The 26,344-nt window shown below is 73.3% G+C and carries 21 protein-coding genes; 19 read left to right on the forward strand and 2 right to left on the reverse strand.

From position 1 onward, the window contains the following. The first annotated feature begins 7 nt into the window (after positions 1 to 7). From ACFZA0_RS00295 to ACFZA0_RS00340, 10 genes are all read left to right on the forward strand, one after another. Entirely contained in the window at positions 8 to 1,426 is a 1,419-nt protein-coding gene (locus tag ACFZA0_RS00295) for an MFS transporter (protein WP_391008799.1), read from the forward strand. 181 nt (positions 1,427 to 1,607) lie between these two features. Then, a complete protein-coding gene (locus tag ACFZA0_RS00300; protein WP_391008802.1) occupies positions 1,608 to 2,759 on the forward strand; it encodes a uroporphyrinogen-III synthase in 1,152 nt (383 codons plus the stop codon). A gap of 291 nt (positions 2,760 to 3,050) precedes the next feature. Continuing rightward, the gene (locus ACFZA0_RS00305) at positions 3,051 to 3,710 is read left to right on the forward strand and encodes an ABATE domain-containing protein (RefSeq protein ID WP_391008805.1); all 660 of its coding nucleotides are present in this window, start codon (positions 3,051 to 3,053) and stop codon (positions 3,708 to 3,710) included. A gap of 223 nt (positions 3,711 to 3,933) precedes the next feature. Then, positions 3,934 to 4,422, forward strand: a complete 489-nt coding sequence (locus ACFZA0_RS00310; protein WP_391008808.1) for a MarR family transcriptional regulator — start codon at positions 3,934 to 3,936, stop codon at positions 4,420 to 4,422. 178 nt (positions 4,423 to 4,600) lie between these two features. Then, on the forward strand, positions 4,601 to 6,235 hold the full coding sequence (locus ACFZA0_RS00315; RefSeq protein ID WP_391008811.1) for an MFS transporter: 1,635 nt from the start codon (positions 4,601 to 4,603) through the stop codon (positions 6,233 to 6,235). Between the two features lie 426 nt (positions 6,236 to 6,661). Next, the gene (locus tag ACFZA0_RS00320; RefSeq protein WP_391008814.1) at positions 6,662 to 7,243 is read left to right on the forward strand and encodes a sigma-70 family RNA polymerase sigma factor; all 582 of its coding nucleotides are present in this window, start codon (positions 6,662 to 6,664) and stop codon (positions 7,241 to 7,243) included. 50 nt (positions 7,244 to 7,293) lie between these two features. Next, positions 7,294 to 8,049 carry a zf-HC2 domain-containing protein gene (locus ACFZA0_RS00325; protein WP_391008817.1) on the forward strand — a complete coding sequence of 252 codons (756 nt, stop codon included), beginning with the start codon at positions 7,294 to 7,296 and terminating at the stop codon, positions 8,047 to 8,049. 170 nt (positions 8,050 to 8,219) lie between these two features. Continuing rightward, entirely contained in the window at positions 8,220 to 10,517 is a 2,298-nt protein-coding gene (locus ACFZA0_RS00330) for a UvrD-helicase domain-containing protein (protein WP_391008820.1), read from the forward strand. A 460-nt stretch (positions 10,518 to 10,977) separates the two neighbouring features. After that, positions 10,978 to 12,417 (forward strand): malic enzyme-like NAD(P)-binding protein, encoded by a 1,440-nt coding sequence (locus ACFZA0_RS00335; protein WP_391008823.1) that lies wholly within the window; start codon positions 10,978 to 10,980, stop codon positions 12,415 to 12,417. 431 nt (positions 12,418 to 12,848) lie between these two features. Next, a complete protein-coding gene (locus ACFZA0_RS00340) occupies positions 12,849 to 13,130 on the forward strand; it encodes an HU family DNA-binding protein (RefSeq protein WP_004000874.1) in 282 nt (93 codons plus the stop codon). A 203-nt stretch (positions 13,131 to 13,333) separates the two neighbouring features. On the opposite strand, the gene murA is transcribed toward ACFZA0_RS00340, so the two are convergent. Then, positions 13,334 to 14,680 carry a UDP-N-acetylglucosamine 1-carboxyvinyltransferase gene (murA, locus tag ACFZA0_RS00345; RefSeq protein ID WP_391008828.1) on the reverse strand — a complete coding sequence of 449 codons (1,347 nt, stop codon included), beginning with the start codon at positions 14,678 to 14,680 and terminating at the stop codon, positions 13,334 to 13,336. Between the two features lie 306 nt (positions 14,681 to 14,986). On the opposite strand from murA, the gene ACFZA0_RS00350 reads away from it, so the two are divergent. The 7 genes from ACFZA0_RS00350 to ACFZA0_RS00380 all read left to right on the forward strand — a co-directional run bounded on the left by ACFZA0_RS00350 (position 14,987) and on the right by ACFZA0_RS00380 (position 23,512). Then, a complete protein-coding gene (locus ACFZA0_RS00350) occupies positions 14,987 to 15,562 on the forward strand; it encodes a YqgE/AlgH family protein (RefSeq protein ID WP_391011728.1) in 576 nt (191 codons plus the stop codon). Positions 15,563 to 15,592: 30 nt separating this feature from the next. Further along, the gene (locus ACFZA0_RS00355; protein WP_391008831.1) at positions 15,593 to 15,877 is read left to right on the forward strand and encodes a DUF3039 domain-containing protein; all 285 of its coding nucleotides are present in this window, start codon (positions 15,593 to 15,595) and stop codon (positions 15,875 to 15,877) included. Between the two features lie 170 nt (positions 15,878 to 16,047). Further along, positions 16,048 to 17,682 (forward strand): family 20 glycosylhydrolase, encoded by a 1,635-nt coding sequence (locus ACFZA0_RS00360; RefSeq protein WP_391008834.1) that lies wholly within the window; start codon positions 16,048 to 16,050, stop codon positions 17,680 to 17,682. 360 nt (positions 17,683 to 18,042) lie between these two features. Beyond that, positions 18,043 to 18,936 (forward strand): FAD binding domain-containing protein, encoded by an 894-nt coding sequence (locus tag ACFZA0_RS00365; protein ID WP_391008837.1) that lies wholly within the window; start codon positions 18,043 to 18,045, stop codon positions 18,934 to 18,936. Then, positions 18,933 to 21,017 carry a 2Fe-2S iron-sulfur cluster-binding protein gene (locus ACFZA0_RS00370; RefSeq protein WP_391008840.1) on the forward strand — a complete coding sequence of 695 codons (2,085 nt, stop codon included), beginning with the start codon at positions 18,933 to 18,935 and terminating at the stop codon, positions 21,015 to 21,017. Before ACFZA0_RS00365 ends, ACFZA0_RS00370 begins: the two co-directional genes overlap by 4 nt. Then, positions 21,014 to 23,320 carry a molybdopterin cofactor-binding domain-containing protein gene (locus tag ACFZA0_RS00375; protein ID WP_391008843.1) on the forward strand — a complete coding sequence of 769 codons (2,307 nt, stop codon included), beginning with the start codon at positions 21,014 to 21,016 and terminating at the stop codon, positions 23,318 to 23,320. The genes ACFZA0_RS00370 and ACFZA0_RS00375 overlap by 4 nt, the downstream gene beginning before the upstream one ends. Before the next feature lie 36 nt (positions 23,321 to 23,356). Next, positions 23,357 to 23,512: a hypothetical protein gene (locus ACFZA0_RS00380; RefSeq protein ID WP_391008846.1), complete on the forward strand. Its 156-nt coding sequence runs from the start codon at positions 23,357 to 23,359 to the stop codon at positions 23,510 to 23,512. A gap of 43 nt (positions 23,513 to 23,555) precedes the next feature. Here the strand turns inward: ACFZA0_RS00380 and ACFZA0_RS00385 are convergent, their stop codons facing one another. Next, entirely contained in the window at positions 23,556 to 24,095 is a 540-nt protein-coding gene (locus tag ACFZA0_RS00385; RefSeq protein WP_391008849.1) for an ATP-binding protein, read from the reverse strand. A gap of 304 nt (positions 24,096 to 24,399) precedes the next feature. Between ACFZA0_RS00385 and ACFZA0_RS00390 the strand changes: the two genes are divergently transcribed. Together ACFZA0_RS00390 and ACFZA0_RS00395 are read left to right on the forward strand one after the other, a co-directional pair. Next, entirely contained in the window at positions 24,400 to 25,536 is a 1,137-nt protein-coding gene (locus tag ACFZA0_RS00390; protein ID WP_391008852.1) for a helix-turn-helix domain-containing protein, read from the forward strand. Beyond that, the gene (locus tag ACFZA0_RS00395) at positions 25,533 to 26,210 is read left to right on the forward strand and encodes an ElyC/SanA/YdcF family protein (protein ID WP_391008855.1); all 678 of its coding nucleotides are present in this window, start codon (positions 25,533 to 25,535) and stop codon (positions 26,208 to 26,210) included. The genes ACFZA0_RS00390 and ACFZA0_RS00395 overlap by 4 nt, the downstream gene beginning before the upstream one ends. Positions 26,211 to 26,344: the final 134 nt, after the last annotated feature.

Consider the following 26,344-nt stretch of genomic DNA (forward strand, 5'->3'; position numbering starts at 1 on the left):
AGGCGTCATGACAGCCCCGAGCACAGCCACCGCAGCCGGCCCGCCCGGCCCGCCGCCCGAGGGGGCCGCCCCGCTCCGGCGAGGGGGCCGCTGGATCGAGACGTGGGACCCGGAGGACCCGGTCTTCTGGGAACGCACGGGACGGCGGACCGCCCGCCGCAACCTGCTGCTGTCCGTCCTGTCGGAGCACATCGGCTTCTCCGTGTGGACCCTGTGGTCGGTCCTGGTGCTCTTCATGGGTCCCGAGTACGGCCTCACCCCCGCGGACAAGTTCCTGCTGACCTCGGTGGTCACCCTGGTCGGGGCGGCCGCGCGGGTGCCCTACACGTTCGCGGTCGCCGTCTTCGGCGGGCGGAACTGGACGGTGATCTCGGCCGGTCTGCTGCTGATCCCCACGACCGCCGCGTTCGCGGTGATGAGGCCGGGCACGTCGTTCGGCACGTTCCTCCTGGTCGGCATGCTCGCGGGCGTCGGCGGCGGCAACTTCGCCTCCTCCATGACCAACATCAACGCCTTCTTCCCGCTGCGCGAGAAGGGCTGGGCGCTCGGGCTGAACGCTGGCGGCGGCAACATCGGCGTGCCCGTGATCCAGCTCGCCGCGCTCGCCGTCATCGGCGCGGGCGGCGGCCCGCGCGTCCTGCTCGCGGTCTACCTCCCGCTCGTCGTGGCGGCGGCGGTCCTGGCCGCGCTGTTCATGGACAACCTGGCGCCCGTGCGGAACGACACCGGGGCGGCCGAGGACGCGGCGCGCGACGGGCACACCTGGATCATGGCGTTCCTCTACGTCGGCACCTTCGGCTCGTTCATCGGCTACGCCTTCGCGTTCGGCCAGGTGCTCCAGACCCAGTTCGGCCGCACGCCCCTCGACGCCGCGTACCTCACCTTCATCGGCCCGCTGCTCGGCTCGCTGGTCCGGCCCGTCGGCGGCCGGCTCGCCGACCGGCACGGCGGCGCGCGGATCACCCTGTGGAACTTCGCCGCGATGGCCGTGACCACCGGGGTCCTGGTGGTGGCCAGCACGGAGAGGTCGTCGGCGCTGTTCGTGGCGGTGTTCGTGGTGCTGTTCGCGCTCAGCGGCCTGGGCAACGGCTCCACGTACAAGATGATCCCGGGCATCTTCCAGGCGAAGGCCGCGTCGCTCGGGCTGACGGGGGAGGAGGCCGCGCGGTACGGACGCCGGCTGTCCGGCGCCTCCATGGGACTCATCGGCGCGCTGGGCGCGCTCGGCGGCGTCGGCATCAACCTCGCGTTCCGGCAGTCCTTCCTCTCCTACGGTTCGGGCACCGGGGCGTTCGTCGCCTTCCTCGGCTTCTACGCGGCCTGCATCACCGTGACCTGGGCCGTATACCTTCGGCGGCCCCCGGTCCGGGCCGGCGTCGAGGTCCCGCCCGGGAGAGAGCCGCGGCCGGCCCGTGCCGAGGTGTGACGTAACGTCGGTGACACGCCGCCGAACCGGTCCCGTCACGCGCTGTTGACAGGCTGGGTCTCCCCGTGGCCGCGCGACCCCGTGGCCGCGCGGCCAGGAGACCAGGCGGGTACGGCGGTCCGGTACGGGAGTCCGGTACGGCGGTCAGGTACGACGACTCGACGAGCGCGGGACGAGAGCCATGTACGACGAACAGCAGCAACCGGAGCCCGGCCCGCTCGCGGGCTTCACCGTGGGCGTCACGGCCGCGCGCCGGGCCGACGAACTGGGCGCGCTGATCCAGCGGCGCGGGGCGGCCGTCGTGCACGCCCCCGCCCTGCGCATCGTCCCCCTCGCCGACGACAGCGAACTCCTGTCGGCGACACAGGGGTTGCTCGACGCGGCCCCGGACGTCGTGGTCGCCACCACCGCCATCGGCTTCCGCGGCTGGGTCGAGGCGGCCGACGGCTGGGGCCTGGGGGAGTCCCTGCTCGGCACGCTGCGCGGCACCCGGCTCCTCGCCCGCGGCCCCAAGGTCAAGGGCGCGATCCGGGCCGCCGGGCTGACGGAGGAGTGGTCGCCGGCGTCGGAGTCCATGGCGGAGGTACTGGACCGGCTCCTGGAGGAGGGCGTCGAGGGCGGCCGGATCGCCGTGCAGCTCCACGGGGAGCCGCTGCCGGGCTTCGTCGAGGCGCTGCGCGAGGCGGGCGCCGAGGTCGTCGGGGTGCCCGTCTACCGGTGGATGCCGCCGGCCGACATAGCGCCACTGGACCGCCTGCTGGACGCCACGATCTCGCGCGGTGTGGACGCGGTCACGTTCACCAGCGCCCCGGCCGCCGCCTCGCTGCTGTCCCGCGCCGAGAAGCGCGGTCTGGAGACGGAGTTGCTGACCGCGCTGCGGCACGACGTGCTGGCCGCCTGCGTCGGTCCGGTCACCGCGCTGCCGCTCCAGGCCCGCGGTGTCGACACGGTCCAGCCCGAACGCTTCCGCCTGGGCCCGCTCGTTCAGCTGCTGTGCGCGGAACTCCCCTCCCGCGCGCGGTCGTTGCCGGTGGCGGGCCACCAGGTGGAGATCCGCGGCCACGCGGCCCTGGTGGACGGCGCCCTGCGCCCGGTGCCCCCGGCGGGCATGGCGCTCCTGCGCTCCCTGGCGCGCCGCCCCGGCTGGGTGGTCTCCCGGGCCGACCTGCTGCGCACCCTCCCGGGCGCGGGCCGCGACGAACACGCGGTGGAGACGGCCATGGCCCGCCTGCGCACGGCCCTGGGCGCCCCGAAACTGATCCAGACGGTGGTCAAGCGCGGCTACCGGCTGGCACTGGACCCGGCGGCGGACACCAAGTACGGCGACGCGTAGGGGCGTTGCGGACCCGCCGCGTGCCGGGCCGCCCCGCCCCGCCGCTCGGGCGTTCCCCGGTTCCCGGCTCCCGTCCGGTGGCGCCGCCCCGCGCCGGGCGGACCTCGCGCGGGGCCGGTGCCTGCGTGCGGGTGTCGCCGCAGGACCCTCACAGTGCCGCCCCCGCACGAGGGGTTCCGGCCGCGGGTTCGGACGGGCACTGTAGGGGGGACGGTTCTCCCGTTGCTCTCCTCCCTGACATCCTCCCGACCCCCGCCGGTCAGGGGCAATCTCTTAGGCGGTGAAGGGCACATGGCACTGGGCGCGGCCCCGGCCCCGTACGAGTTGCGGTTCGACGCCGGGCGGGTCTGCCTGGATCTCCTCGCGACCACGCATCCCGGCGAACGGATCGGCTCGGTAGGGCCGTTGCGGGCCTGGATCACCGGTGCGGGTCTCGTGCCGCCGGGCACGCCGCTGGCGCACGCCGACCTGACCTGGCCCGCGGAGTTCCGCGAACTCCGCTACTACGTCGACCAGTTGGTGCGCGCCGGACTCCAACTCCCGGCGGGCGCACGGGGCCGGGACGCCGGTCTCGCCCGCGTCCACGACGGTGCGCGGGTCCGCCGCGCCCGTCCCAGGGTCAACGCCGCGGCGCTCGCCCGCGTCAACGAGGCCGCCCGCGCCGCGCCGCCGGCCGCGCGCGCCGTGCTCGCCGGGGACGGCGCGTTCGTACGGGAACTCGACGGGCCGGCCTCCTGTGCCGCGCTGCTCGCCGTGGTCGCGCGGGACGCCGTCGACCTGCTCACCGATCCCGTCGCCCGCGCGGGCCTGCGCCAGTGCGAGGGCGACAACTGCCCCATCGTCTACCTCGACACCTCGCGCGGGCGCCGCCGCCGCTGGTGCTCCAGCGAGGTCTGCGGCAACCGGGAGCGCGTGGCCCGGCACAGGCGCCGCGCCGCCGCGCTGACCTGAAGGGCGCCCGGCGCCGGTCCCGGCGGCCGGGGCGGGACCGGCGCCCGCGGGCGGTCCGGGCGAGGGGCGCCCTGGAGCCGGCCCGGCCGGTGGCACTGACCTGCACTCCCGTAAAGGCATCGTAAATTTTACTTTCCCTTTGCTCTGAACCGGGGCTTTTTATTTGCCTGCGGCAACCAAGTGCTCCTATCGTTGCCTCGGGCAACGAAAAGAGGGGGGCGGCATGGCTGAGCAGGCGCAGTACGAGGAGTTGGCGCGTCAGCTCAGTGCCATCGGGGCGGTGAAGCGTGACCTGGGCCGCATCGTGGCCGCCGACTGTCCCACGGGCTCGGCCGCCGTGCTGATGCTGCTGGGGCGCCACGGTGACATGCGCATGAGCAGAATGGCGGAGCTTCTCGCGGTGGACATGTCCGTCACGAGCCGGCACGTCGCCCACGCGGCGTCGCGCGGCTGGATCGAACGGCGGTCCGACCCGGCGGACAAGCGCTCCCGCACCCTCCACCTCGCCGACGCGGGCCGCGAGCAGCTCGCGGAGTTGTCGCTCCGCACCGCCGAACTGTTCGCCGACCGGCTGCACGACTGGACCGACGACGAGGTCGGTCTGCTGATCCGCCTGATGGGCCGGCTGCGCGACAGCTTCGGCGACTGCCGGTCCCCGGCGTCCCGGCCGGCCGCCACCCCCGGCCACGAGACCACCCGCGCCCCCGTCTGAACGACCGGCGCGGCCCCGCGCCTCCGTACCCCGCGCGTACCTGAACATGCGTACCGGGGACGGGAGTCCGCAGCACCACCGATCCGCCGCACCGCACGGCCCGCACGCAGGGTCCCGGTGCTCCGGGGTCCCGACACCGGCGTCCCCGGAACCACACGAACCAAGGAAAAGGAAGCCCATGGCTACGACCACACCGGACGGTGTGCGGGCTCAGGCCGAGCACGGGGGAGGCTCCGGCGGCGACGCGCCCATGACGCACCGCCAGATCATGGAGGCGCTCTCCGGGCTGCTGCTCGGCATGTTCGCCGCGATCCTCTCCTCGACGATCGTCACCAACGCCCTGCCCGAGATCATCCAGGACCTCGGCGGCGGCCAGAGCGCCTACACCTGGGTCGTCACGGCGTCGCTGCTCGCGATGACGGCCTCGACCCCCATCTGGGGCAAGCTCGCGGACCTGATGAGCAAGAAGGCCCTGGTCCAGACCGGCCTGTCCATCTACGTCCTCGGCTCGGTCGTCGCCGGTCTCGCGCAGAACCCGGCGATGCTGATCACCGCGCGCGCGGTCCAGGGGCTGGGTGCCGGCGGTCTGACCGCGCTGGCCCAGATCATCATGGCCGCGATGATCTCCCCGCGTGAGCGCGGCCGTTACTCCGGTTACCTCGGGGCCACGTTCGCCGTCGCCACCGTCGCCGGTCCGCTGGTCGGCGGCGTCATCACCGACACGTCGTGGCTCGGCTGGCGCTGGTGCCTGTACGTCGGCATCCCGTTCGCGCTGATCGCCCTGGTGGTGCTCCAGAAGACGCTGCACCTGCCGCTCACCCGGCGCGAGGTCAAGGTCGACTGGGCGGGCGCGTTCTTCATCAGCTCCTCCGTGTGCCTGCTGCTGATCTGGGTGACCTTCGCCGACAACAAGTTCGCCTGGCTCTCGTGGCAGACGTACACGATGGTCGGCGGCGCGCTGCTGCTCGGGCTCGCCTTCGTGTTCGTGGAGACGAGGGCGACCGAGCCGATCATCCCGCTGCGGCTGTTCCGCAACCGCACGATCACCCTCGCGTCGACCGCCTCGCTGTTCGTCGGTGTCGCGATGTTCGCGGGCACGGTCTTCTTCAGCCAGTACTTCCAGCTCGCCCGGGACCGGACGCCGACCATGTCGGGCGTCATGACGATCCCGATGATCGCCGGCCTGTTCGTGTCCTCGACGGTCTCCGGCCAGATCATCACCCGCACCGGCAAGTGGAAGAACATCCTGGTCTCCGGCGGGGTGCTGCTCACCGCGGGCCTCGGCCTGCTCGGCACCATGCGCTACGACACCCCGTACTGGGAGATCGCCGTCTACATGGGCCTGATGGGCCTCGGCGTCGGCATGATGATGCAGAACCTGGTGCTCTCGACGCAGAACCAGGTGGCGCCGGGCGACCTCGGCTCGGCGTCCTCCACGGTCGCGTTCTTCCGCTCCCTCGGCGGTGCGGTCGGCGTCTCCGCGCTCGGGTCGGTCATGTCCACCCGCATCACGCACTACGCCACCGACAGCATCGGCACGCTCGGCCCCGACGAGCGGGCGGCCGCCGCCAAGGCCGTCGGCAGCGGCGAACTGCCCGACATGGACGCGCTGCCCGAGCACGTCCGGACCTGGCTGGAGGGCGCCTACGGGCACGGCATAGCCGACGTGTTCCTGTACGTGGCACCCGTCGCCCTCGTCGCGCTGGTGCTCACCGTCTTCATCAAGGAGGTCCCGCTGCGGACCACCGGCGGTCTCGCCCAGGCCGCCGCCGAGAAGGCGGAACTCGCCGCCGAGGCACAGCCGAAGAGCTGACCCGCGGCGACCAACCGCCGGCCGCGGCGGCCGCCGCGCACCCCGGCCCGCGGTCCCGGCAGCACGCGGCTCCCCCTGCGGGAGCGGTGTGCCGGCCGGGACCGCGGGCCGTCCACGGTCACCGTGCGTGCGGCGGTGCGCGGCGCAGCGCGGTCAACCACGCCTCCCCGGACGGCCCTTCGGCGTGATGTGCGCAACACCGGCCTCGCTGACGGGAGTTCGCGTACTCCGTTTTGAGCCAACGGAGTTGGGCCCTCCGCCTGTCGATGCGGCGGAAACGTAAAGAAAATCAGGGGGAATTGCGACCACATGCCCCTCTCGTGACGGTGCCCCGCGGAAAACTGTCACCGGCCTTTGAACACGCCCACGCCGTCGTCCGTACCCGTCGGCGAACAACCGAGTCGGGGGAACCCCCGGACACCGGAGGTGGGCGTGCGCAAGGATTCAGCAGTGGCCGATGACCGCTCGTCCAAGGCCCGACATCGCATGTCCCGTGGTACGGGACCCGACGAGGAGCTGATGCGGGGCCTGTACCGGGAGCACGCCGGACCGCTGCTGGCGTACGTGCTGCGTCTGGTGGCGGGGGACCGGCAGCGTGCCGAGGACGTCGTGCAGGAGACGCTCATCCGTGCCTGGAAGAACGCCGGTCAGCTGAACAGTGCGACCGGTTCGGTACGCCCCTGGCTGGTGACGGTCGCCCGACGCATCGTCATCGACGGCCACCGCAGCCGGCAGGCCCGGCCGCAGGAGGTCGATCCGTCGCCGCTGGAGGTCATCCCCGCGGAGGACGAGATCGACAAGGCGCTGTGGCTCATGACGCTGTCTGACGCGCTCGACGACCTGACCCCGGCCCACCGGGAGGTCCTCGTCGAGACGTACTTCAAGGGGCGTACCGTCAACGAGGCGGCCGAGACGCTCGGCATCCCCAGTGGCACGGTCCGCTCACGGGTTTTCTACGCGCTTCGTTCGATGAAGCTTGCGCTCGAGGAGCGGGGGGTGACGGCGTGATGGGCCTTTACGGGGGATACGGAACGGGTGGCTCGGGTATGCCTGGCCCCATGCAGGGAACCTCTGGCCCGAACGAGCACGAGACGGTCGGCGCCTACGCGCTCGGCATTCTCGACGACGCCGAGGCGACCGCGTTCGAGGCGCACCTCGCGTCCTGCGAGTGGTGCGCGCAGCAGCTCGACGAACTCTCCGGCATGGAACCGATGCTGGCCGCCCTCGCCAACCTGCCGGGCTCCGGCACGCCCGCGATCGGCGAGTCGCTGTCGGCCCGGCCCGGACCGCGCGTGGTGGAGGGACTGCTCGACGAGGTCTCCGCGCGCCGCGCCCACAAGCGCCGGCGCGCGTTCTACCTGGTCGCGGCCGCCGCCGCGCTGATCATCGGCGGCCCGCTGACCGTGCTGGCGGTGGGCGGCGGCGGCTCGGGCGGCGGCGAGGCGGCCCCGGCCCCGGCGAAGGCCGCGTTCCAGGCGATGAGCGACAAGAGCACGGCGACCGACCCGAACACGCACGCGACCGCGACGGTGGCGATGGAGAAGAAGGACTGGGGCACCAACGCCGTCCTCCGGCTCAAGAACGTCACCGGGCCCGAGGAGTGCTCCCTGATCGCCGTCGGCAAGAACGGCGAGCGCGAGACGATCACCTCCTGGTCCGTGCCGAAGTGGGGCTACGGCCTGCCGGGCGCCAGGACCGAGGAGGCCAAGCAGCCGCTCTACGTGCGCGGCGGCGCCGCGTTCTCACCGAACGAGATCGACCACTTCGAGGTCATGACGTTCGGCGGCGAGCGCGTGGTGGAGGTCGACGTCTGACGGTTCCCCGGTCTCCCCGGACCGCCCGGGGCGGGCCCCCGGGCGGTCCGGCGGCGCGCTCCGCGCGGGCGGGCGGGCGACCCGCGCCGGGACCCGCCGCGCGCGCGTAGCCTCCCGGGCCTCCCTTCGCTTAGGGTTGACGGCTGCCCAGCACGTCAGAAGGGGGCCCGGTGGCCGCTCAGGCTCAGCAGGAATCCGCGGTCGGATCGGATCGCGATTCTGTGCGCGACCGAGAGATCAGCATCGAACAGGAACACCTCGACCAGGTGTACCGGCGCCTCGAAGAGAAGATCCACGAAGCCGAGTTCCTCATGAACGACGCCGCCCAGCGCGGCCAGGTCGGCACGCCCGGCGCGCTCGCCGAACGCGACGCGCAGGTCTTCCGGGCCGGCGTCCATCTCAACCGGCTCAACAACGAGTTCGAGGACTTCCTCTTCGGACGGATCGACCTGCTGCTCGGCAAGGACGGCAAGAAGGGCCCGGACGGCGCGTACACGGCCGTGGAGCCCGCCGACGGGACCGTCCGCGAGGACAACACCGCCGACATCGCCGAGACCCTGCACATCGGCCGGATCGGCGTCCTCGACTCGGACTACTCGCCGCTCGTCATCGACTGGCGGGCGCCCGCCGCCGCGCCGTTCTACCGGTCGACGCCGGTGGACCCGGGGCGGGTCGTCAGGCGCCGCGTGATCCGCTCCAAGGGGCGGCGCGTGCTCGGCGTCGAGGACGACCTGATGCGTCCCGAGCTGAAGGCGTCGCTGGACGGCCGGGAACTCGCCGTCGTCGGCGACGGCGCCCTGATGGCCGCCCTCGGACGGGCCCGCAGCCACACCATGCGGGACATCGTGGCGTCCATCCAGGCCGAGCAGGACATGGTCATCCGCGCCCCCGCCGCCTCGGTGACGTACGTCGAGGGCGGCCCCGGCACCGGCAAGACCGCCGTCGCCCTGCACCGCGCGGCCTACCTGCTCTACCAGGACCGGCGCCGGTACGCGGGCGGCATCCTCATCGTGTCGCCGACCCCGCTGCTCGTCTCGTACACCGAGGGCGTGCTCCCCTCGCTCGGCGAGGAGGGCCAGGTCGCGATCCGCGCGCTGGGCTCCCTCGTCGACGGCGTCGAGGCGACCCTGTACGACTCGCCGGCGGTCGCCCGCGCCAAGGGCTCCGTGCGCATGCTGCGGGTGCTGCGCAAGGCGGCCCGGGGCGCCCTGGACGCCGGGGAGGCGCCCGCGCGCCTGCGCGTGGTGGCCTTCGGCCGCCGCCTGGAGCTGGAGGCCGACCAGCTCGACCGGATCCGCCAGAGCACCCTCGGCGGCACCGCCCCCGTCAACCTGCTGCGCCCGCGCGCCCGCAGGCTCCTGCTGGACGCCCTGTGGGAGCGCTCCGGCGCCGGCACCCGGCACAGCGATCCCGAACTCGCCGCCGAACTGCGCTCGTCGTTCGACGACGACGTGGCGTCCGAGGACGAGTTCACCGCGTTCCTCGACGCCTGGTGGCCGGAACTGACCCCCGCGGGCGTGCTCGCCGCCATGTCCGACGAACGCCGGCTCGGCCGCTGGGCCCGCCGCGTCCTCAACCCCGGCGAGGTCCGCAAGGTCGCCCGCTCGCTGCGGCGCGAGGGCCGCTCGGTGCACGACGTGGCGCTCCTCGACGAACTCCAGGCGCTGCTCGGCACCGTGGCGCGGCCCAGACCCAGACGCGAGCTGGACCCCCTGGACCACCTCACCGGTCTGGAGGAACTCATGCCGCAGCGCGAGGAGTCGCAGCGCGAGCGGGCCGAACGGCTGGCCCGCGAACGCGTCGAGTACGCGCACGTGATCGTCGACGAGGCGCAGGACCTCACGCCGTTGCAGTGGCGCATGGTCGGCCGGCGCGGCCGGCACGCCACCTGGACCGTGGTCGGCGACCCGGCCCAGTCGTCGTGGTCCGAGCCGGACGAGGCCGCCGAGGCGCGCGACGAGGCGCTCGGCACCCGCCCGCGCCGCCGCTTCACCCTCACCGTGAACTACCGCAACCCCGCCGAGATCGCGGACCTCGCGGCCAAGGTGCTCGCGCTCGCCATGCCGGGCTCCGAGTCGCCGTCCGCGGTGCGCTCCACCGGTGTCGAGCCGCGCTTCGCGGTCGCCCGGGACGCGCTCGCCGACACCGTGCGCGCGGAGGCCGCCCGGCTGCTCGACCTGGTCGACGGCACGATCGGCGTGGTCGTCGCGATGGAGCGGCGCGCCCAGGCCGCGCGCTGGCTGGCCGGCCTCGGCGACCGCGTCGTGGCGCTGGGCAGCCTGGAGGCCAAGGGGCTGGAGTACGACGCCACGGTGGTCGTCTCCCCGGCGGAGATCGCCGACGAGTCCCCGGCGGGCCTGCGCGTGCTCTACGTCGCGCTGACCCGCGCCACGCAGCAGCTCACGGTCGTCTCGGGCGAGCGCGACGAGCCCGACGCGCGGGGGGTGCCGGACCTGCTGCGCGACTGAGCCGCGCCGGACCCGGCCGCCGCGTAGCGGCGGCCGGGAGACGAGCGCCGGGAGGGTCGCGTGAAAAGGAACTCCCGCTGCGGGAATGGCTGTACGGGATCTGTTTGTTAGCCTGGACGTGGCACCGGCTCGATCCAAGCCCCCGGGCCCAACCTTCGTCGCTACGAGCGACCACTTGCCGCGAGGCGAGCATGGCGGGTCGGTGCCACTTGACCAACGCGGAGGCCCGCGTCACCCCTGGTGACGCGGGCCTCTTCGCGTTCCCGGTCCCCGGGTCCGGGTTCCGCTTCCCTTCCCCCGGCCGCACACCTTCTCGTATGGTGAAAAACACTTTCCGAAAGTCGTCGTCCCGCCGGGGTGCGGGGACCGGCTCCCGGGGCGGCTACCACGTACTCAGGGGTAGGTGCGACGATCGGACGGCACAGCTTCAGTGATTTGGTGAAAGCAGAGGAAGTCGGACATGGCAACGGCGCCCAGCGTCTCCTACTCGATGACCATCCGGCTGGAGGTGCCCGCGAGCGGAACCGCCGTATCGCACCTCACCTCGGCCGTGGAGTCCTCCGGAGGCTCGGTGACCGGCCTCGACGTCACGGCGTCCGGGCACGACAAGCTCCGGATCGACGTCACCATCGCGGCCAGCTCTACCACGCACGCCGACGAGATCGTCCAGCAGCTCCGGGGCATCGAGGGCGTGACCCTCGGCAAGGTCTCCGACCGTACGTTCCTCATGCACCTCGGCGGCAAGATCGAGATGCAGTCGAAGCACCCCATCCGCAACCGCGACGACCTCTCGATGATCTACACCCCGGGTGTCGCCCGCGTCTGCATGGCCATCGCGGAGAACCCCGAGGACGCCCGCCGCCTGACCATCAAGCGCAACTCCGTCGCCGTGGTCACCGACGGCTCCGCCGTGCTCGGCCTCGGCAACATCGGCCCCAAGGCCGCGCTGCCGGTCATGGAGGGCAAGGCGGCCCTGTTCAAGCGGTTCGCCGGCATCGACGCCTGGCCGCTGTGCCTGGACACCCAGGACACGGACGCGATCGTCGAGATCGTCAAGGCGATCGCCCCCGGCTTCGCGGGCATCAACCTGGAGGACATCTCGGCGCCCCGCTGCTTCGAGATCGAGGCCCGGTTGCGCGAGGCCCTCGACATCCCCGTCTTCCACGACGACCAGCACGGCACCGCCATCGTCGTCCTCGCCTCCCTCACCAACGCGCTGCGCGTGGTCGGCAAGGCCATCGAGAACGTCCGGGTCGTGATGTCCGGGGCGGGCGCGGCCGGTACCGCGATCCTCAAGCTGCTGATCGCGGCCGGCGTCAAGAACGCCGTCGTCGCCGACATCCACGGCGTGGTGCACTCCGGCCGCGAGGACCTGCGCGACGCGGACCCCGAGTCGCCGCTGTGCTGGATCGCCGACAACACCAACCCGGAGAACCTCACGGGCACCCTGAAGGAGGCCGTGCGCGGCGCCGACGTCTTCATCGGCGTCTCGGCCCCCAACGTCCTCGACGGCGACGACGTGGCGGCCATGGCCGACGACGCCATCGTGTTCGCCCTCGCGAACCCCGACCCCGAGGTGGACCCGGCGATCGCCCGCCAGACCGCCGCGGTCGTGGCCACCGGCCGCTCGGACTTCCCCAACCAGATCAACAACGTGCTGGTCTTCCCGGGCGTCTTCCGCGGCCTGCTGGACGCGCAGTCGCGCACCGTCAACACCGAGATGATGCTCGCCGCCGCCACCGCGCTCGCGAACGTGGTGACCGAGGACGAGATCAACCAGAACTACATCATCCCCTCGGTCTTCAACGACAAGGTCGCCGGGGCCGTCGCCGGCGCCGTCCGCGAGGCCGCCAAGGCCGCCGGGGTCGCCGAGGCGTCCGCCTCGACCACCGGCGTCTGATCCCGCCGCACGCCCGCCGGCGGCGCCCCCGGGCGACGCTGTGACACGTACCACGATCACCGACCGCGACGCGCCGCACGGCGCGTCGCGCGTCGCCGGGCCGCCGCGGGCCCTTTAGGGTGGGCCGCCGGGCTCCGGGCCCCGGGCGGCACCGTGGTCCGCCGGCGGGTACGGAGCGGAGCGCCACCACACCGAGGCAGTGGCGCTCCTCGTGTGACTCCCAAGGGTGTTCTCACGACTCCTACGGGTGCCGGATTGGCTTTCCCGCCGCAGGTAGGGGCAGGATGCTTTCCCGAGGACTACGTCCAGGGGGCACCCCCAGGGGCGCGAGGGCCCGACGCCGGACCCGGGTCCGGGGACTCACCGAAGACCCTGGCAGCATCGGCTTCGACCTCATGCCTCAACGGCAAGAAGAACACGGGAGTAACAACATGAACCGCAGTGAGCTGGTGGCCGCGCTGGCCGACCGCGCCGAGGTGACCCGCAAGGACGCCGACGCCGTGCTGGCGGCGTTCGCCGAGGTCGTCGGCGACATCGTCTCCAAGGGGGACGAGAAGGTCACGATCCCCGGCTTCCTGACCTTCGAGCGCACCCACCGTGCCGCTCGTACGGCGCGCAACCCGCAGACCGGTGACCCGATCCAGATCCCGGCCGGTTACAGCGTGAAGGTGTCCGCGGGCTCCAAGCTCAAGGAAGCCGCCAAGGGCAAGTGACCTCGCTGTCCGCGCGCCCGTTGACGGCGCGCGGCGCGCAGTGACGCCCGAATGGGCGGTCCCCCACCGGGGGACCGCCCATTCGTCGTCTCCGGGGCCCGCACGCCCTCTGCGTGCCCGCCGCGCGCGTACCCGGCGGTGGACGCACCGCCGGCCGGTACGCGTGCGCGTACCGGCCGGCAGGGGGTGTGTGACGGGCGGGGTCAGCCGAGCGCCTTGGCCGGCAGTTCGACCTTCGCGCCCAGTTCCATCAGCTTGTCCATGAAGTTCTCGTAGCCGCGGTTGATCAGCTCGATGCCGTGCACGCGGGACGTGCCCTGCGCCGCCAGCGCGGCGATGAGGTATGAGAAGCCGCCGCGCAGGTCCGGGATGACCAGGTCGGCGCCCTGGAGCCGGGTGGGCCCGGAGACGACCGCGGAGTGCAGGAAGTTGCGCTGCCCGAAGCGGCAGTTCGAACCGCCCAGGCACTCGCGGTAGAGCTGGATGTGGGCGCCCATCTGGTTCAGCGCCGAGGTGAAGCCGAGCCGCGACTCGTAGACCGTCTCGTGGATGATCGACAGGCCCGTGGCCTGCGTGAGCGCCACCACCAGCGGCTGCTGCCAGTCGGTCTGGAAACCGGGGTGCACGTCGGTCTCCAGGGCGATCGACTTGAGCTGGTGCCCCGGGTGCCAGAAGCGGATGCCCTCGTCGTCGATCTCGAAGGCACCGCCCACCTTCCGGTAGGTGTTCAGGAACGTCATCATCGAGCGCTGCTGCGCGCCGTGGACGTAGATGTTGCCCTCGGTCGCCAGCGCCGCCGACGCCCACGACGCGGCCTCCAGACGGTCCGGCAGCGCCCGGTGGGCGTAACCGCCGAGCTCGTCCACACCGGTGATGCGGATCGTGCGGTCGGTGTCCATCGCGATGATCGCGCCCATTTTCTGCAGGACGCAGATCAGGTCCTCGATCTCGGGCTCGACCGCCGCGTTCGACAGCTCGGTGACGCCCTCCGCCAGCACCGCCGTCAGCAGCACCTGCTCGGTCGCGCCCACCGACGGGTACGGCAGCGCGATCTTGGTGCCGCGCAGCCGCTGCGGGGCCTCCAGGTACTGGCCGTCCGCCCGCTTCTCGATGCGCGCGCCGAACTGCCGCAGCACGTCGAAGTGGAAGTCGATCGGCCGGCCGCCGATGTCGCAGCCGCCCAGGCCCGGGATGAACGCGTGGCCCAGCCGGTGCAGCAGCGGGCCGCAGAACAGGATCGGGATGCGCGAGGAGCCCGCGTGGGCGTCGATGTCGGCGACGTTCGCGCTCTCCACGTGCGTCGGGTCCAGCACCAGCTCGCCGGGCTCGTCGCCCGGACGGACCGTCACCCCGTGCAGTTGCAGCAGACCGCGTACGACGCGCACGTCACGGATGTCGGGAACGTTGCGCAGCCGACTCGGCCCACTGCCCAGCAGGGCGGCGACCATGGCCTTCGGCACGAGGTTCTTCGCGCCGCGGACACGGATCTCGCCCTCCAGCGGAGTTCCGCCGTGGACAAGCAGTACGTCGTCATTGCCGTTGACGGTCATGAATCTCGTTCCGGTGAGTGGGGCAGGGGCCGATGAGACAGGGTAATCGCCGCTTGCCCCCGTTCCGTAAGCCCAAGTGCGGCCCGGGATTCACACCTCGGCGACACAACACGAACGGTCCCCGCGCGGCCACGGTCGGTGAGTGCCGGGTCCGCTCGCGCGGCCGCGCGCGGCGTCCGCCGCGGCGCCTCCGTCACCCCCTGTGCGACGGCCCTCACCAGGCCGCTCCCGCCCCCCGCGCCCCTCTTCGCGCGCGTACCGGGATTGCCTCCCCACGGGGCGGAAAGATGCGGGATCATGTCTGGCATGACCGAGGTGTCCTCGCTCACAGGGCGGCTGCTCGTGGCAACCCCCGCCCTGGCGGACCCGAACTTCGACCGTGCGGTGGTGCTCCTCCTCGACCACGACGAGAAGGGCTCGCTCGGTGTGGTCCTCAACCGCCCGACACCCGTGGGCGTCGAGGACATCCTGGAGAACTGGGCCGGCCTCGCCGGCGAGCCCGGGGTCGTCTTCCAGGGCGGTCCCGTCTCCCTGGACTCCGCACTCGGCGTCGCCGTCGTCCCGGGCGGCGCGCTCGGCGACGGGCGCACCCCGCTGGGCTGGCGCCAGGTGCACGGCGCGATCGGCCTCGTCGACCTGGAGGCCCCGCCGGAACTGCTCGCCTCCGCGCTCGGCTCCCTGCGGATCTTCGCCGGGTACGCGGGCTGGGGGCCGGGCCAGCTGGAGGACGAACTCGTCGAGGGCGCCTGGTACGTCGTCGAGTCGGAGCCCGGCGACGTGTCCTCCCCGGCGCCGGAGAGACTGTGGCGCGAGGTGCTGCGCCGCCAGCGCAGCGAGCTGGCGATGGTCGCCACGTACCCGGACGACCCTTCGCTCAACTGATGCCCGCGCCCTTCAGTACCCTTGGCCCTTATGAGCACTCTCGAGCCCGAGCGCGGGACTGGTACGGGAACCCTCGTCGAGCCGACGCCGCAGGTGTCCCACGGTGACGGCGACCACGAGCGCTTCGCCCACTACGTCCAGAAGGACAAGATCATGGCGAGCGCCCTCGACGGGACTCCCGTCGTGGCGCTGTGCGGCAAGGTCTGGGTGCCGGGCCGCGACCCGAAGAAGTACCCGGTCTGTCCGCTGTGCAAGGAGATCTACGAGTCGATGAACGGCGGCGGCGACGAGGGCGGCGACGGCAAGAAGAAGTAGCCCCCCGGTTTCCCGTCCACCACGCTCCGAGGGCCTCCGCGGGCACGCGCCGCCGTGCCGCGGGGGTCCTTCGCGCTGCGAACGGTCCGGCGGCGCCAAGTGGTTGAGACCAATCGTGGATCTGTGCTGAGCTTCGCCGTGTTCCCCGTACGCGCGGCAAAGGACGGACAGTGGATCTCATCCCCCAGCCCGGACACGTGGTGCCCGAGGGCGCCGGGTACTTCCCGCTCGGCCCCGGCACCACCCTCGACGCGCGGGACGGCACGCACGGCACCGAACGCTGGCTGCGTTCCGTGCTCGGCGCGGCGACCGGCCTGCCCCTCGCGCCCGGGACCGCCCCCGGCGACACCGTCCGCCTCGCCCTGGACGCCGGCGACGGCGGGCCCGGCCCCGAGGGCTACCACCTCGACGTCACGCCCGACGGGGTGCGGCTCACCGGCGGCGACCCGGCCGGCCTGTTCTGGGGCGCCCAGACGCTGCGCCAGCTCCTGGGCCCCGACGCCTTCCGCCGCGCCCCGCTGCCCGGCAGCGACCGACGGCTGCCGCTGGTGTCCGTGCGGGACGCGCCCCGCTTCCGCTGGCGCGGGCTCATGCTCGACGTGGCACGGCACTTCACGCCCAAGGACGGGGTGCTGCGCCACCTCGACCTGATGGCCGCGCACAAACTCAACGTCCTGCACCTGCACCTGACGGACGACCAGGGCTGGCGCGTCGAGATCGCCCGGTACCCGCGCCTCACCGAGGTCGGCTCCTGGCGTTCGCGCTCGCGGTTCGGGCACCGCGCCTCGCCCCTGTGGGAGGACAAGCCCCACGGCGGCTTCTACACCAAGGACGACCTGCGCGAGATCGTCGCGTACGCCGCCGAGCGGCACATCACCGTCGTCCCCGAGATCGACGTGCCGGGCCACTCGCAGGCCGCGATCGCCGCGTACCCGGAGCTGGGCAACACCGACGTCGTCGACACCGAGTCGCTGGCCGTGTGGGACGACTGGGGCATCTCGCCGCACGTCCTCGCCCCGACCGAGGGCGTCGTGCGCTTCTACGAGGGGGTCTTCGAGGAGGTCCTGGAGCTGTTCCCGTCGGAGTTCGTGCACATCGGCGGCGACGAGTGCCTCAAGGACGAATGGCGCCGCTCCCCGGCGGCGCAGGCCCGGATCCGCGAGCTGGGCGTCGGCGACGAGGACGGCCTCCAGGCCTGGTTCGTCGGCCACTTCGCCGACTGGCTCGCCGCGCGCGGCCGGCGTCTCGTCGGCTGGGACGAGATCCTCCAGGGCGCGTCCGGCGGCCGCGGCCTGCCGCCCGGCGCGGCCGTCGCGTCCTGGCGCGGGTACGCGGGCGGGGTGGCGGCCGCGCGGGCCGGGCACGACGTCGTGATGTGCCCCGAGCAGTACGTGTACCTGGACCACCGGCAGGCGGCGGGCGGCGACGAGCCGGTGCCGATCGGGTTCGTGCGCACCCTGGAGGACGTCTACCGCTTCGAACCCGTGCCGGCCGGCCTCACCGCGGAACAGGCCGGGCACGTCCTGGGCACGCAGGCCAACGTCTGGACCGAGGTGCTGGAGGACGCGGGGCGCGTCGACTACCAGACCTACCCCCGGCTCGCGGCCCTCGCGGAGGTGGCGTGGAGCGCGCTTCCCGCCCCCGGCGAACGGGACTTCGCGGGGTTCGGGGCCCGGATGGCGGCCCACTACCGGCGGCTCGACGCCCTCGGCGTCGGCTACCGTCCGCCCGCCGGGCCGCACCCCTGGCAGCGCCGCCCCGGGATCACCGGCCGCCCGATCGAAGGATCGCCGCCGAACAGGTAGCGGGCACGCGGACGCCGGGCGGACCGCGGGTGCGCCCGGCGTCCCGCGACGGCGCGCGGCGCCGCGCACGGCGGCGAACGGGGCCGACGGGCCCCGCGGGCGGGCCCGGTGACGGCGCGACGGGTCCGGAAAAGCGTGCAGGGATCACCGAAGAGTGGCAATTCACGCGCACCGGCCGACCGGTCGCAAAACGGGCGAATGCGCTTCTGAGGTGGGCGAATGCCTCCTAGCGGACCCCTGCGTCCGGCTCCCGCGAAGATGTGCCAGAGTTGCCACGTCCGCCCTGTCAGCACGTACCGTACGGCAGCAACAGGCGAGACCAGCCAGGACCGGGTGGGGCAGCGGGAAGGGGCAGCCGGTTTGACCACGCACGCACCGCAGGCGGGGCAGTCCGTCACCCTGCCCACGACACTGGACGAGGCCGTGGCGGCACTCACCGCCGTGCCCGCGGCGGTCCCCGTGGCGGGCGGCACGGACCTCATGGCGGCCGTCAACTCGGGCCAGCTCAGGCCCGCCGCGCTGGTCGGCCTCGGCCGGATCAGCGAGATCCGCGGCTGGCAGTACCTCGACGGCCACGCGCTGCTCGGCGCCGGACTCACCCACGCGCGCATGGGCCGCCCCGACTTCGCCGCGCTGATCCCCGGCCTCGCCGCCGCCGCCCGCGCCTCGGGGCCGCCGCAGATCCGCAACGCGGGCACCCTCGGCGGCAACATCGCCACCGCCGCGCCCACCGGGGACGCCCTTCCGGTGCTGGCCGCGCTGGAGGCGACCCTGGTCGTCGCCGGGCCCGGCGGCGCCCGCCGCGAGGTACCGGTCTCGCACCTGCTCGCGGGTGTGGAGATGCTCGGCGCCGGCGAACTCATCGGCTACGTGCGGGTACCGCTGCTGCACGCCCCCCAGGTCTTCCTCAAGGCGACCGGCCGCACCGGCCCAGGCCGCGCCGTCGCCTCCGTCGCCCTGGTTCTCGACCCGGCCCGGCGCGACGTGCGCTGCGCGGTCGGAGCCATAGCTCCGATGCCGCTGCGGCCCCTGGAGGCCGAGCAGTGGGTCGCGCAGCTCATCGACTGGGACAACGGCCGCGCGATCGTGCCCGAGGCGCTGAACGCCTTCGGCGAGTACGTCGCGGCCGCCTGCATCCCGGACCCCGTACCGGCCGACGACGGCTCCGTGCCGCAACTGCCGCCCGCCGTACTGCACCTGCGGCGCACCGTCGCCGCGCTGGCCCGACGAGCACTGGGGAGGGCGCTGTCGTGACCGACGACCAGCACGGAGAGGACGCCTCCCGCGGTCCGGGCCGCTGGGACCCGCTGCCCCAGGGCGACTACGACGACGGCGCCACGGCGTTCGTCCAGCTCCCCGAGGGCGGCATCGACGCGCTGCTCGCCGCGGCCGACAGCCCGCTGGCCGCGCCGGGACACGGTTACGTGCCGCCGCGGATCACGGCGATGCCGGCCGCCGAGCAGGCCGCCGACCCCGCCGTGGACGGGAGTTGGGGCATTCCGGCCGGCCCGGACGCGGGCCCCTGGCCGGACCCGGCGGCGGCCTCCGGCCACCCCGGACACGACGACCGGTTCACCTACCGCCCGGAGGACACCGGCGGCGGCCAGTGGGACGTGCACGGCGCGACCGGCGGCGCGGGCCGGCCGGACCGGAGGCACCACGACCAGCAGCCGCCCGCGCCCGCCGGAGGGGCCACCGGTCAGTGGTCGATCCCGGTGGCCGGCGGCGAACTGCCGGACGAGTCGGGCGAGTTCACCACGTCCTCCCTGGTCGAGCAGTGGGGCGGCAACCCGCCGTCCACGCTCCCGGGCGGCGCGGCGGCCCCCTGGGCGACCGACGGCGCGGGGCAGCAGTGGGCCGCACAGCAGCAGCCGGGGGCCGCGCAGCAGGGGCCCGCGCCGACGATGCCCGACCAGTACCGGCCCGCCGGCTACCCGCCGGCCGAGCACCCGCACGAGCAGGGCGCGTTCGGTGCGGGCGGCGCGCAGCCGTCGTACGGGCGCGACGCCTTCGGCCGCGACACGCACGTACCGGACCCGCAGGACCACGACCCGCAGGCCCACGAGCCGCACACCCCGGGCCCGCACGCCTCGTACGGGGGCGAGGGCCTGCGCGTGCAGGACGGGACGCACGACTACGACACGGCCCGCCCGGCCGCTCCCGACCCGCGGCACGACGCCGGGTACGACGGACGCGAGGACGCGGGCCACGACGCCGGGTACGACCCGCGCGGCGGACAGCACCGGGACGAGCGGCTCGCCGGGGCATACGCGGAGGCGCCCACCGGGAACACGGACCCCTACGCGCCGTCCGCGGGCACCCCCGGCCTGTACGGCGAACCGCCCGCGCCTGGTGCCGAACGACCGTACGCGGAAGGCCCCGTGCCGGGCGTGCACGGCCCCTCGGCGGCCGACGGGCGTCCCGGTGGCACCGCGGGCGCTCCGGAACCCCAGGAGGCCGCGGAGGGCCCCTCCGGGGCCGCCGAAGACGCCGGTGCGCCGCGCGCGGAGGACGAACCCGCCGACGAGACCGAGCCGTTGGCGGAACCGGCGCCGGACGCGGAACCCGGACCGGCGGCCGGTCCCGGCGGGCCCGCCGACGCGGAGGACGGCCCCGGGGCCGACGCGGACCGCGCGACCGCGGGTGTCTTCGCCGCCGCGGACGCCGACGCGGAGTCCGAACCGGTGTCGCCGCCCCCGCTGCCCCACGACGAACACCCCGTCGCCTCCTACGTGTTGAGCGTCAACGGCGTGGACCGCCCGGTCACCGACGCCTGGGTCGGCGAGTCCCTGCTCTACGTGCTGCGCGAGCGGCTCGGCCTCGCGGGCGCCAAGGACGGCTGCTCGCAGGGCGAGTGCGGCGCCTGCAACGTCCAGGTCGACGGCCGCCTCGTCGCGTCCTGCCTGGTACCGGCCGTCACCGCGGCCGGCAGCGAGGTGCGCACCGTGGAGGGCCTGGCGGTCGACGGCCAACCCTCCGACGTGCAGCGGGCGTTGGCCCGGTGCGGCGCGGTGCAGTGCGGGTTCTGCGTGCCCGGCATGGCGATGACCGTGCACGACCTCCTGGAGGGCAACCCGGCGCCCAGCGAACGGGAGACCCGCCAGGCGCTCTGCGGAAACCTCTGCCGGTGCTCCGGCTACCGGGGCATCCTGGACGCGGTCAACGAGGTCGTCGCCGAACGCGAGGCGCACAACGCGGCGGCCCACGCGACCGACTCCGACGAACCCCGCATCCCGCACCAGGCGGGACCGGGCGACGGCGGCGTCAGCCCCTCCGCGTTCGACGGCGCGGAACCGCACGAACAGCCCTACGGTCAGGACGGAGGCCAGGCGTGAGCAACGATGCCGCCACCGCAGCCGCCACGGAGACGGTCTCCGCGCCCGAACCGCTGCCGCACGGCCTCGGTTCCGCGCTGCCCGCCGCCGACGCCCGCGCCAAGACGGAGGGCACCTTCCCGTACGCGGCCGACCTGTGGGCCGAGGGCCTGCTGTGGGCGGCGGTGCTGCGCTCGCCGCACGCGCACGCGCGCATCGTCTCCATCGACACCACGCACGCGCGCGCCATGCCCGGCGTCCGCGCGGTCATCACCCACGAGGACGTGCCCGGCACGCCGATGCACGGCCGCGGCGTCGCCGACCGTCCGGTGTTCGCCGCCGAGGTGGTGCGCCACCACGGCGAGCCCATCGCGGCCGTGGCCGCCGACCACCCCGACACCGCGCGCATGGCGGCGGCGGCCGTGATCGTCGAGTACGAGGTGCTCGAACCGGTCACCGACCCCGAACGCTCCTTCGAGGCCGAGCCGTTGCACCCCGACGGCAACCTGATCCGGCACATCCCGCTGCGGCACGGCGACCCGGAGGCGGCCGGCGAGGTCGTCGTCGAGGGCCAGTACCGCATCGGCCGCCAGGACCCCGCGCCCATCGGCGCCGAGGCCGGTCTCGCGGTGCCGCGGCCCGACGGGGGAGTGGAGTTCTACCTCGCCTCGACCGACCCGCACGCCGACCGCGACACCGCCGCCGCCTGCTACGGGATCGAGCCGGACCGGGTCAAGGTCGTCGTCACCGGGGTGCCCGGCGCGACCGCCGACCGCGAGGACCAGGGGTTCCAACTCCCCCTGGGTCTACTCGCGTTGACCACCGGCTGCCCGGTCAAGCTGACGGCGACCCGCGAGGAGTCCTTCCTCGGCCACGCCCACCGCCACCCGACCCTGCTGCGCTACCGCCACCACGCGGACGCCGAGGGCCGCCTGGTCAAGGTCGAGGCGCAGATCCTGCTCGACGCGGGCGCCTACGCCGACACCTCCGCGGAGTCGCTGGCCGCGGCCGTGTCGTTCGCGTGCGGCCCGTACGTCGTGCCGAACGCCTTCGTCGAGGGCTGGGCGGTGCGCACCAACAACCCGCCGTCCGGCCACGTGCGCGGCGAGGGCGCGCTCCAGGTGTGCGCCGCGTACGAGGCGCAGATGGACAAGCTGGCCAAGAAGATCGGCGTCGACCCGGCGGAACTGCGCCTGCGCAACGTCATGGCCACGGGCGACGTCCTGCCCACCGGCCAGACGGTGACCTGCCCCGCCCCCGTGGCCGAACTCCTCCAGGCGGTACGGGACTTCCCGCTGCCGCCGCTGCCCAAGGACACCCCGGAGGAGGACTGGCTGCTCCCGGGCGGCCTGGAGGGCGCGGGCGAACCGGGCGCGGTGCGGCGCGGCGTCGGCTACGGCCTCGGCATGGTCCACATGCTCGGCGCCGAGGGTGCGGACGAGGTCTCCACCGCGACGGTGAAGGTCCACGACGGCGTGGCGACCGTGCTGTGCGCGGCGGTCGAGACCGGACAGGGCTTCACGACGCTGGCCCGCCAGGTCGTGCAGGAGACGCTCGGCATCGACGAGGTGCACGTCGCGCCCGTCGACACCGACCAGCCGCCGGCCGGTCCGGGCTGCCGGGGCCGTCACACGTGGGTGTCGGCGGGGGCGGTGGAACGCGCCGCGAAGATGGTCCGCACCCAGCTTCTCCAGCCGCTGGCCCACAAGTTCGGCATGTCCACCGAACTGCTCCAGATCACCGACGGCAAGATCACCTCGTACGACGGCGTGCTGTCGACGACGGTCACCGAGGCGCTCGACGGCAAGGAACTGTGGGCCACCGCCCAGTGCCGTCCGCACCCGACGGAACCGCTCGACGAGGCGGGCCAGGGCGACGCGTTCGTGGGCCTGGCGTTCTGCGCGGTGCGCGCGGTGGTCGACGTCGACGTCGAACTCGGCGCCGTCCGCGTGGTGGAGCTGGCGGTCGCCCAGGACGTCGGCCGCGTCCTGAACCCGCCCCAGCTCGCCGCCCGCATCGAGGCCGGTGTCACGCAGGGCGTGGGCGTCGCCCTCACCGAGAACCTGCGCACGGCCCGCGGCCTGGTCCGTCACCCCGACCTCACGGGCTACGCCCTGCCGACGGCCCTGGACGCGCCCGACATCCGCATCGTCAAGCTCGTCGAGGAGCGTGACGTGGTGGCCCCGTTCGGCGCGAAGGCGGTGAGCGCGGTCCCCGTGGTCACCTCCCCGGCGGCGATCGCGGCAGCGGTCCGCGCGGCCACGGGCCGCCCGGTCAACCGCCTCCCGATCCGCCCCCAGGCAGCGGTGGCAAACCCCCAGTAACCCCAACTCCCCCTCCCCCGACCCCCGGTGATCCCCGTGAACGACAACGCCCCGCAGCAGCCCCCCACGCCCCCCGCCCCCGAGGAACCCCGCTTCGAACCCCCGCCGAGCGTGGGCAAGTTGCTGCTGGTGGTCCTGCTGTTCATCGTGGCGGCGGTCGTGGTGGTGCTGGGCGGGATCTACTTCACGTAGGCGTACCGGTCGGGGGCCCGAGCGCGAGCCGCTCGCGGCCTGCCTACTGCAATGCCCGGCGAGCGCGCGATGGTTGCTCGCGTCCGTCGAGGAGCCGGGGGGCGACGGCGACCTCGGTACCGATCGACGCGTCGGGCGGTAACTCCGCGACATGTCCCACCAGTTGCTCAGGGCTGTCGGGGAATGCCCTGAAGCGCGCCCAGAGAATCTTGCCGAGAGGACGCCGGGCCTCGACGCCCCAACTGTCGGCGACCAGGTCGACGATGCGAAGGCCCCGGCCGGCTGTGTCCGTTTCAGCCGAGTGGCGCACTCGGACACGACGCAACGAGTCCTGGACGTCCCGGCTGTCGTGCACCTCAAGACGTACGAAGTCCTCGTCGTGAGTGTCGAGTCGGACGAGGAATCCGTGGTCGTCGCGTGTGCCGTGGACGACCGCGTTCGAGGCCAGCTCGGAGACGCACAGACGGACGTCCTCCACCACCGACCGCAGACCCCACGCGGTGAGCGTGACGGCGACGAAGTCGCGTGCGTGGCCGACCGATTCGGGCTCGGCATCGAAGTACCGCCGCGAGGACCAGGGCATGACGGCCTCACCCTCCGTTGCCCGGAGCCGCACTCCTGGGCGTGGAGGGCGGGACCGGCATGTTGTTCGTCACCCGAGGGATGTCGGCCGGCCGAGGGCGGCCGTGAGCCACGGGAGAGTTGATCGTGCGACGTGCGGCAAGAGGTTCCATGCGAGGGCCATCCGGAAGTTCGGTGGTCAGTACGGGGCCGAGCCTGCTGGGATTTCAACGGCGCCGAAATGACCGGCTGTTGCACTTCTGTGGCACTTCCGTCCCCCTGTCCCGCAGCCGCGTGCTTCGATGGCGGACGGAAGGGAGCAATGCGTGGCGACCGTGCACCACTGGACCGGGCTGGAGGCCAGGGCCCTGCGTCTCGCCCTGCGCATGAGCGTCCGGACCTTCGCCGAGCACCTCGGCGTCGCGGTCCGTACGGTCTCGAAGTGGGAGAAGTCCCTCGCCGCCACCGCACCCCGGCCGGACACCCAGGCCATCCTGGACACCGCTCTCCTGCGGGCGGACGCCGCCGCTCAACTCCGCTTCGAAGTCAACCTGGCCGAGGCCGGAGGCCACGACGCCCGCGCTGGGGAAGCTCCCATGGCGGCGGCGGTGGGCGGCCCAAGGGCGTGGGAGTACGAGTCCTGGACCGACGACCTCGACCGCGCTGCCGTCGCGCTGTCCCGCCAGGACTTCGTCTTCGCCGACGATCTGCTGCGCCGCTGGTTGTCCCGCTTCCGGCCGGTGGAGCTGGACGACAAAGGGCTCTATCTCCTCGCCCGTTCCACGACCTTGCTCGGCGACCTGCGGCGTGACCGGGGAACGGTGCTCGGTCCGCTCTCGGCCAGGCGGTCGTACGCCGACGCCCGCTCGGTCTTCGCTCAGCTCCACATCCCGCGTCGTGTCGCTCAACTCGACCTCTGCCAGGCGGTCGTTGCGGAAATGTCGGACCAACTGGATTCCGCCGCCCGCCAGTACGCGTCGCTGATGGTCGATGAACGGCTCTCCCGCCGTGATCGCGCCCGTGCTCGCCTCTGGGTGGGCACGGTCCTCAGCAAGAACGGAGATCCCGGCCGCGCGGTCCGGGTCATGGGCTCCGCCGTCCGTGAGTTCGAGGACCTGGCCGAGCCCGAGGACTGGTCCGTCGCCCAGCAGAAGCTGGCGTTGGCCCACCGGGGCACGGGCGACCTGACGTCCGCGCTTCACTGCATCGACGTCGCCCGCACCTCGGGTGTCACCGACTCGCCCCTGCAACGTGTGCGGCTGGACACCGCCCACGGTCACATCCTGCTCTCCGACCCTGCCACCCTGGATGATGGCTTGCGGGCACTCGACTCGGCCGGGAGTACGGCGGCCACGTACGGGCTGAGCCACCAGCTCCGCAGCATCGAGAAGATCAAGGCCGTGCAGGGTGCCGATGCGGGCCGACCCGCAGACGCGGTTGCAGACCGGGAGAGACGCACATGACACGGAGCACGGACGACGGGCTGAAGGTCACCGACGCCCAGTGGCAGCGGGCGCGGCTCATCTGGGACCACCACCAGATGCACCACGAGCCGCGCCCCGCCGACGTCGCCATCGGCCTGGGCAGCCACGATCTCGGGGTGGCGACCGCCACGGCGGACCTCTACCGGGCAGGTCTCTTCCCCACCGTGGTCTTCACCGGCGGCAACAGCCCCACGACCGCGGCACGCTTCCCACGCGGCGAGGCCGTGCACTACCGCGAGCACGCACTGTCCCTCGGTGTCCCCGACTCCGCGATCCTCGTGGAGCCCCACGCCGGCAACACCGGCCAGAACATCACGCTCTCCCGCGAGGTTCTCGCCGACGCCGGGATCACTCCGGCCACCGTGCTCCTGGTCTGCAAGCCCTACATGGAACGCCGCTCGTACGCCACCGCCCGCAAACTCTGGCCGGAGGCCGAAGTCCGCTGCGCCTCCGAGGACCTGACGCTGGACGACTACGTCAAGAGCATCGGCGACGAGAAGCTGGTCCTCGACATGCTCGTGGGCGATCTTCAGCGCGTGATCGAGTACCCGAAGCTCGGATACGCCGTCGTGCAGCCCGTCCCGGAGGACGTGCACGAGGCCTACGAGTCCCTGGTCGCAGCCGGTTTCACGAGCCGGCTCATCGCGCGCTGACCTCACTGCTCCTTGGACAGGAGTGGTTGCCCAGGACGGGCGACGTCACCGTGCAGTGATCGAGGTCGGCGGCTGCCGGCGAACTACGCGGCCGGGTCCGGGTGTTCGGCCCAGTACCGGGTCGGCGCCGCCCA

Source organism: Streptomyces sp. NPDC008150 (genome assembly GCF_042956945.1).
Lineage (GTDB): Bacteria > Actinomycetota > Actinomycetes > Streptomycetales > Streptomycetaceae > Streptomyces.

What these genes read in the sequence shown, in the direction of transcription:
- ACFZA0_RS00335 (WP_391008823.1), top strand. Translation starts at nt 10,978, where the DNA reads ATGGCAACGGCGCCCAGCGTCTCCTACTCGATGACCATCCGGCTGGAG.
- ACFZA0_RS00295 (WP_391008799.1), top strand. Translation starts at nt 8, where the DNA reads ATGACAGCCCCGAGCACAGCCACCGCAGCCGGCCCGCCCGGCCCGCCG.
- ACFZA0_RS00385 (WP_391008849.1), bottom strand. Translation starts at nt 24,095, where the DNA reads ATGCCCTGGTCCTCGCGGCGGTACTTCGATGCCGAGCCCGAATCGGTC.
- ACFZA0_RS00355 (WP_391008831.1), top strand. Translation starts at nt 15,593, where the DNA reads ATGAGCACTCTCGAGCCCGAGCGCGGGACTGGTACGGGAACCCTCGTC.
- ACFZA0_RS00340 (WP_004000874.1), top strand. Translation starts at nt 12,849, where the DNA reads ATGAACCGCAGTGAGCTGGTGGCCGCGCTGGCCGACCGCGCCGAGGTG.
- ACFZA0_RS00305 (WP_391008805.1), top strand. Translation starts at nt 3,051, where the DNA reads ATGGCACTGGGCGCGGCCCCGGCCCCGTACGAGTTGCGGTTCGACGCC.
- murA (WP_391008828.1), bottom strand. Translation starts at nt 14,680, where the DNA reads ATGACCGTCAACGGCAATGACGACGTACTGCTTGTCCACGGCGGAACT.
- ACFZA0_RS00325 (WP_391008817.1), top strand. Translation starts at nt 7,294, where the DNA reads ATGCAGGGAACCTCTGGCCCGAACGAGCACGAGACGGTCGGCGCCTAC.
- ACFZA0_RS00315 (WP_391008811.1), top strand. Translation starts at nt 4,601, where the DNA reads ATGGCTACGACCACACCGGACGGTGTGCGGGCTCAGGCCGAGCACGGG.
- ACFZA0_RS00395 (WP_391008855.1), top strand. Translation starts at nt 25,533, where the DNA reads ATGACACGGAGCACGGACGACGGGCTGAAGGTCACCGACGCCCAGTGG.
- ACFZA0_RS00300 (WP_391008802.1), top strand. Translation starts at nt 1,608, where the DNA reads ATGTACGACGAACAGCAGCAACCGGAGCCCGGCCCGCTCGCGGGCTTC.
- ACFZA0_RS00310 (WP_391008808.1), top strand. Translation starts at nt 3,934, where the DNA reads ATGGCTGAGCAGGCGCAGTACGAGGAGTTGGCGCGTCAGCTCAGTGCC.
- ACFZA0_RS00350 (WP_391011728.1), top strand. Translation starts at nt 14,987, where the DNA reads ATGACCGAGGTGTCCTCGCTCACAGGGCGGCTGCTCGTGGCAACCCCC.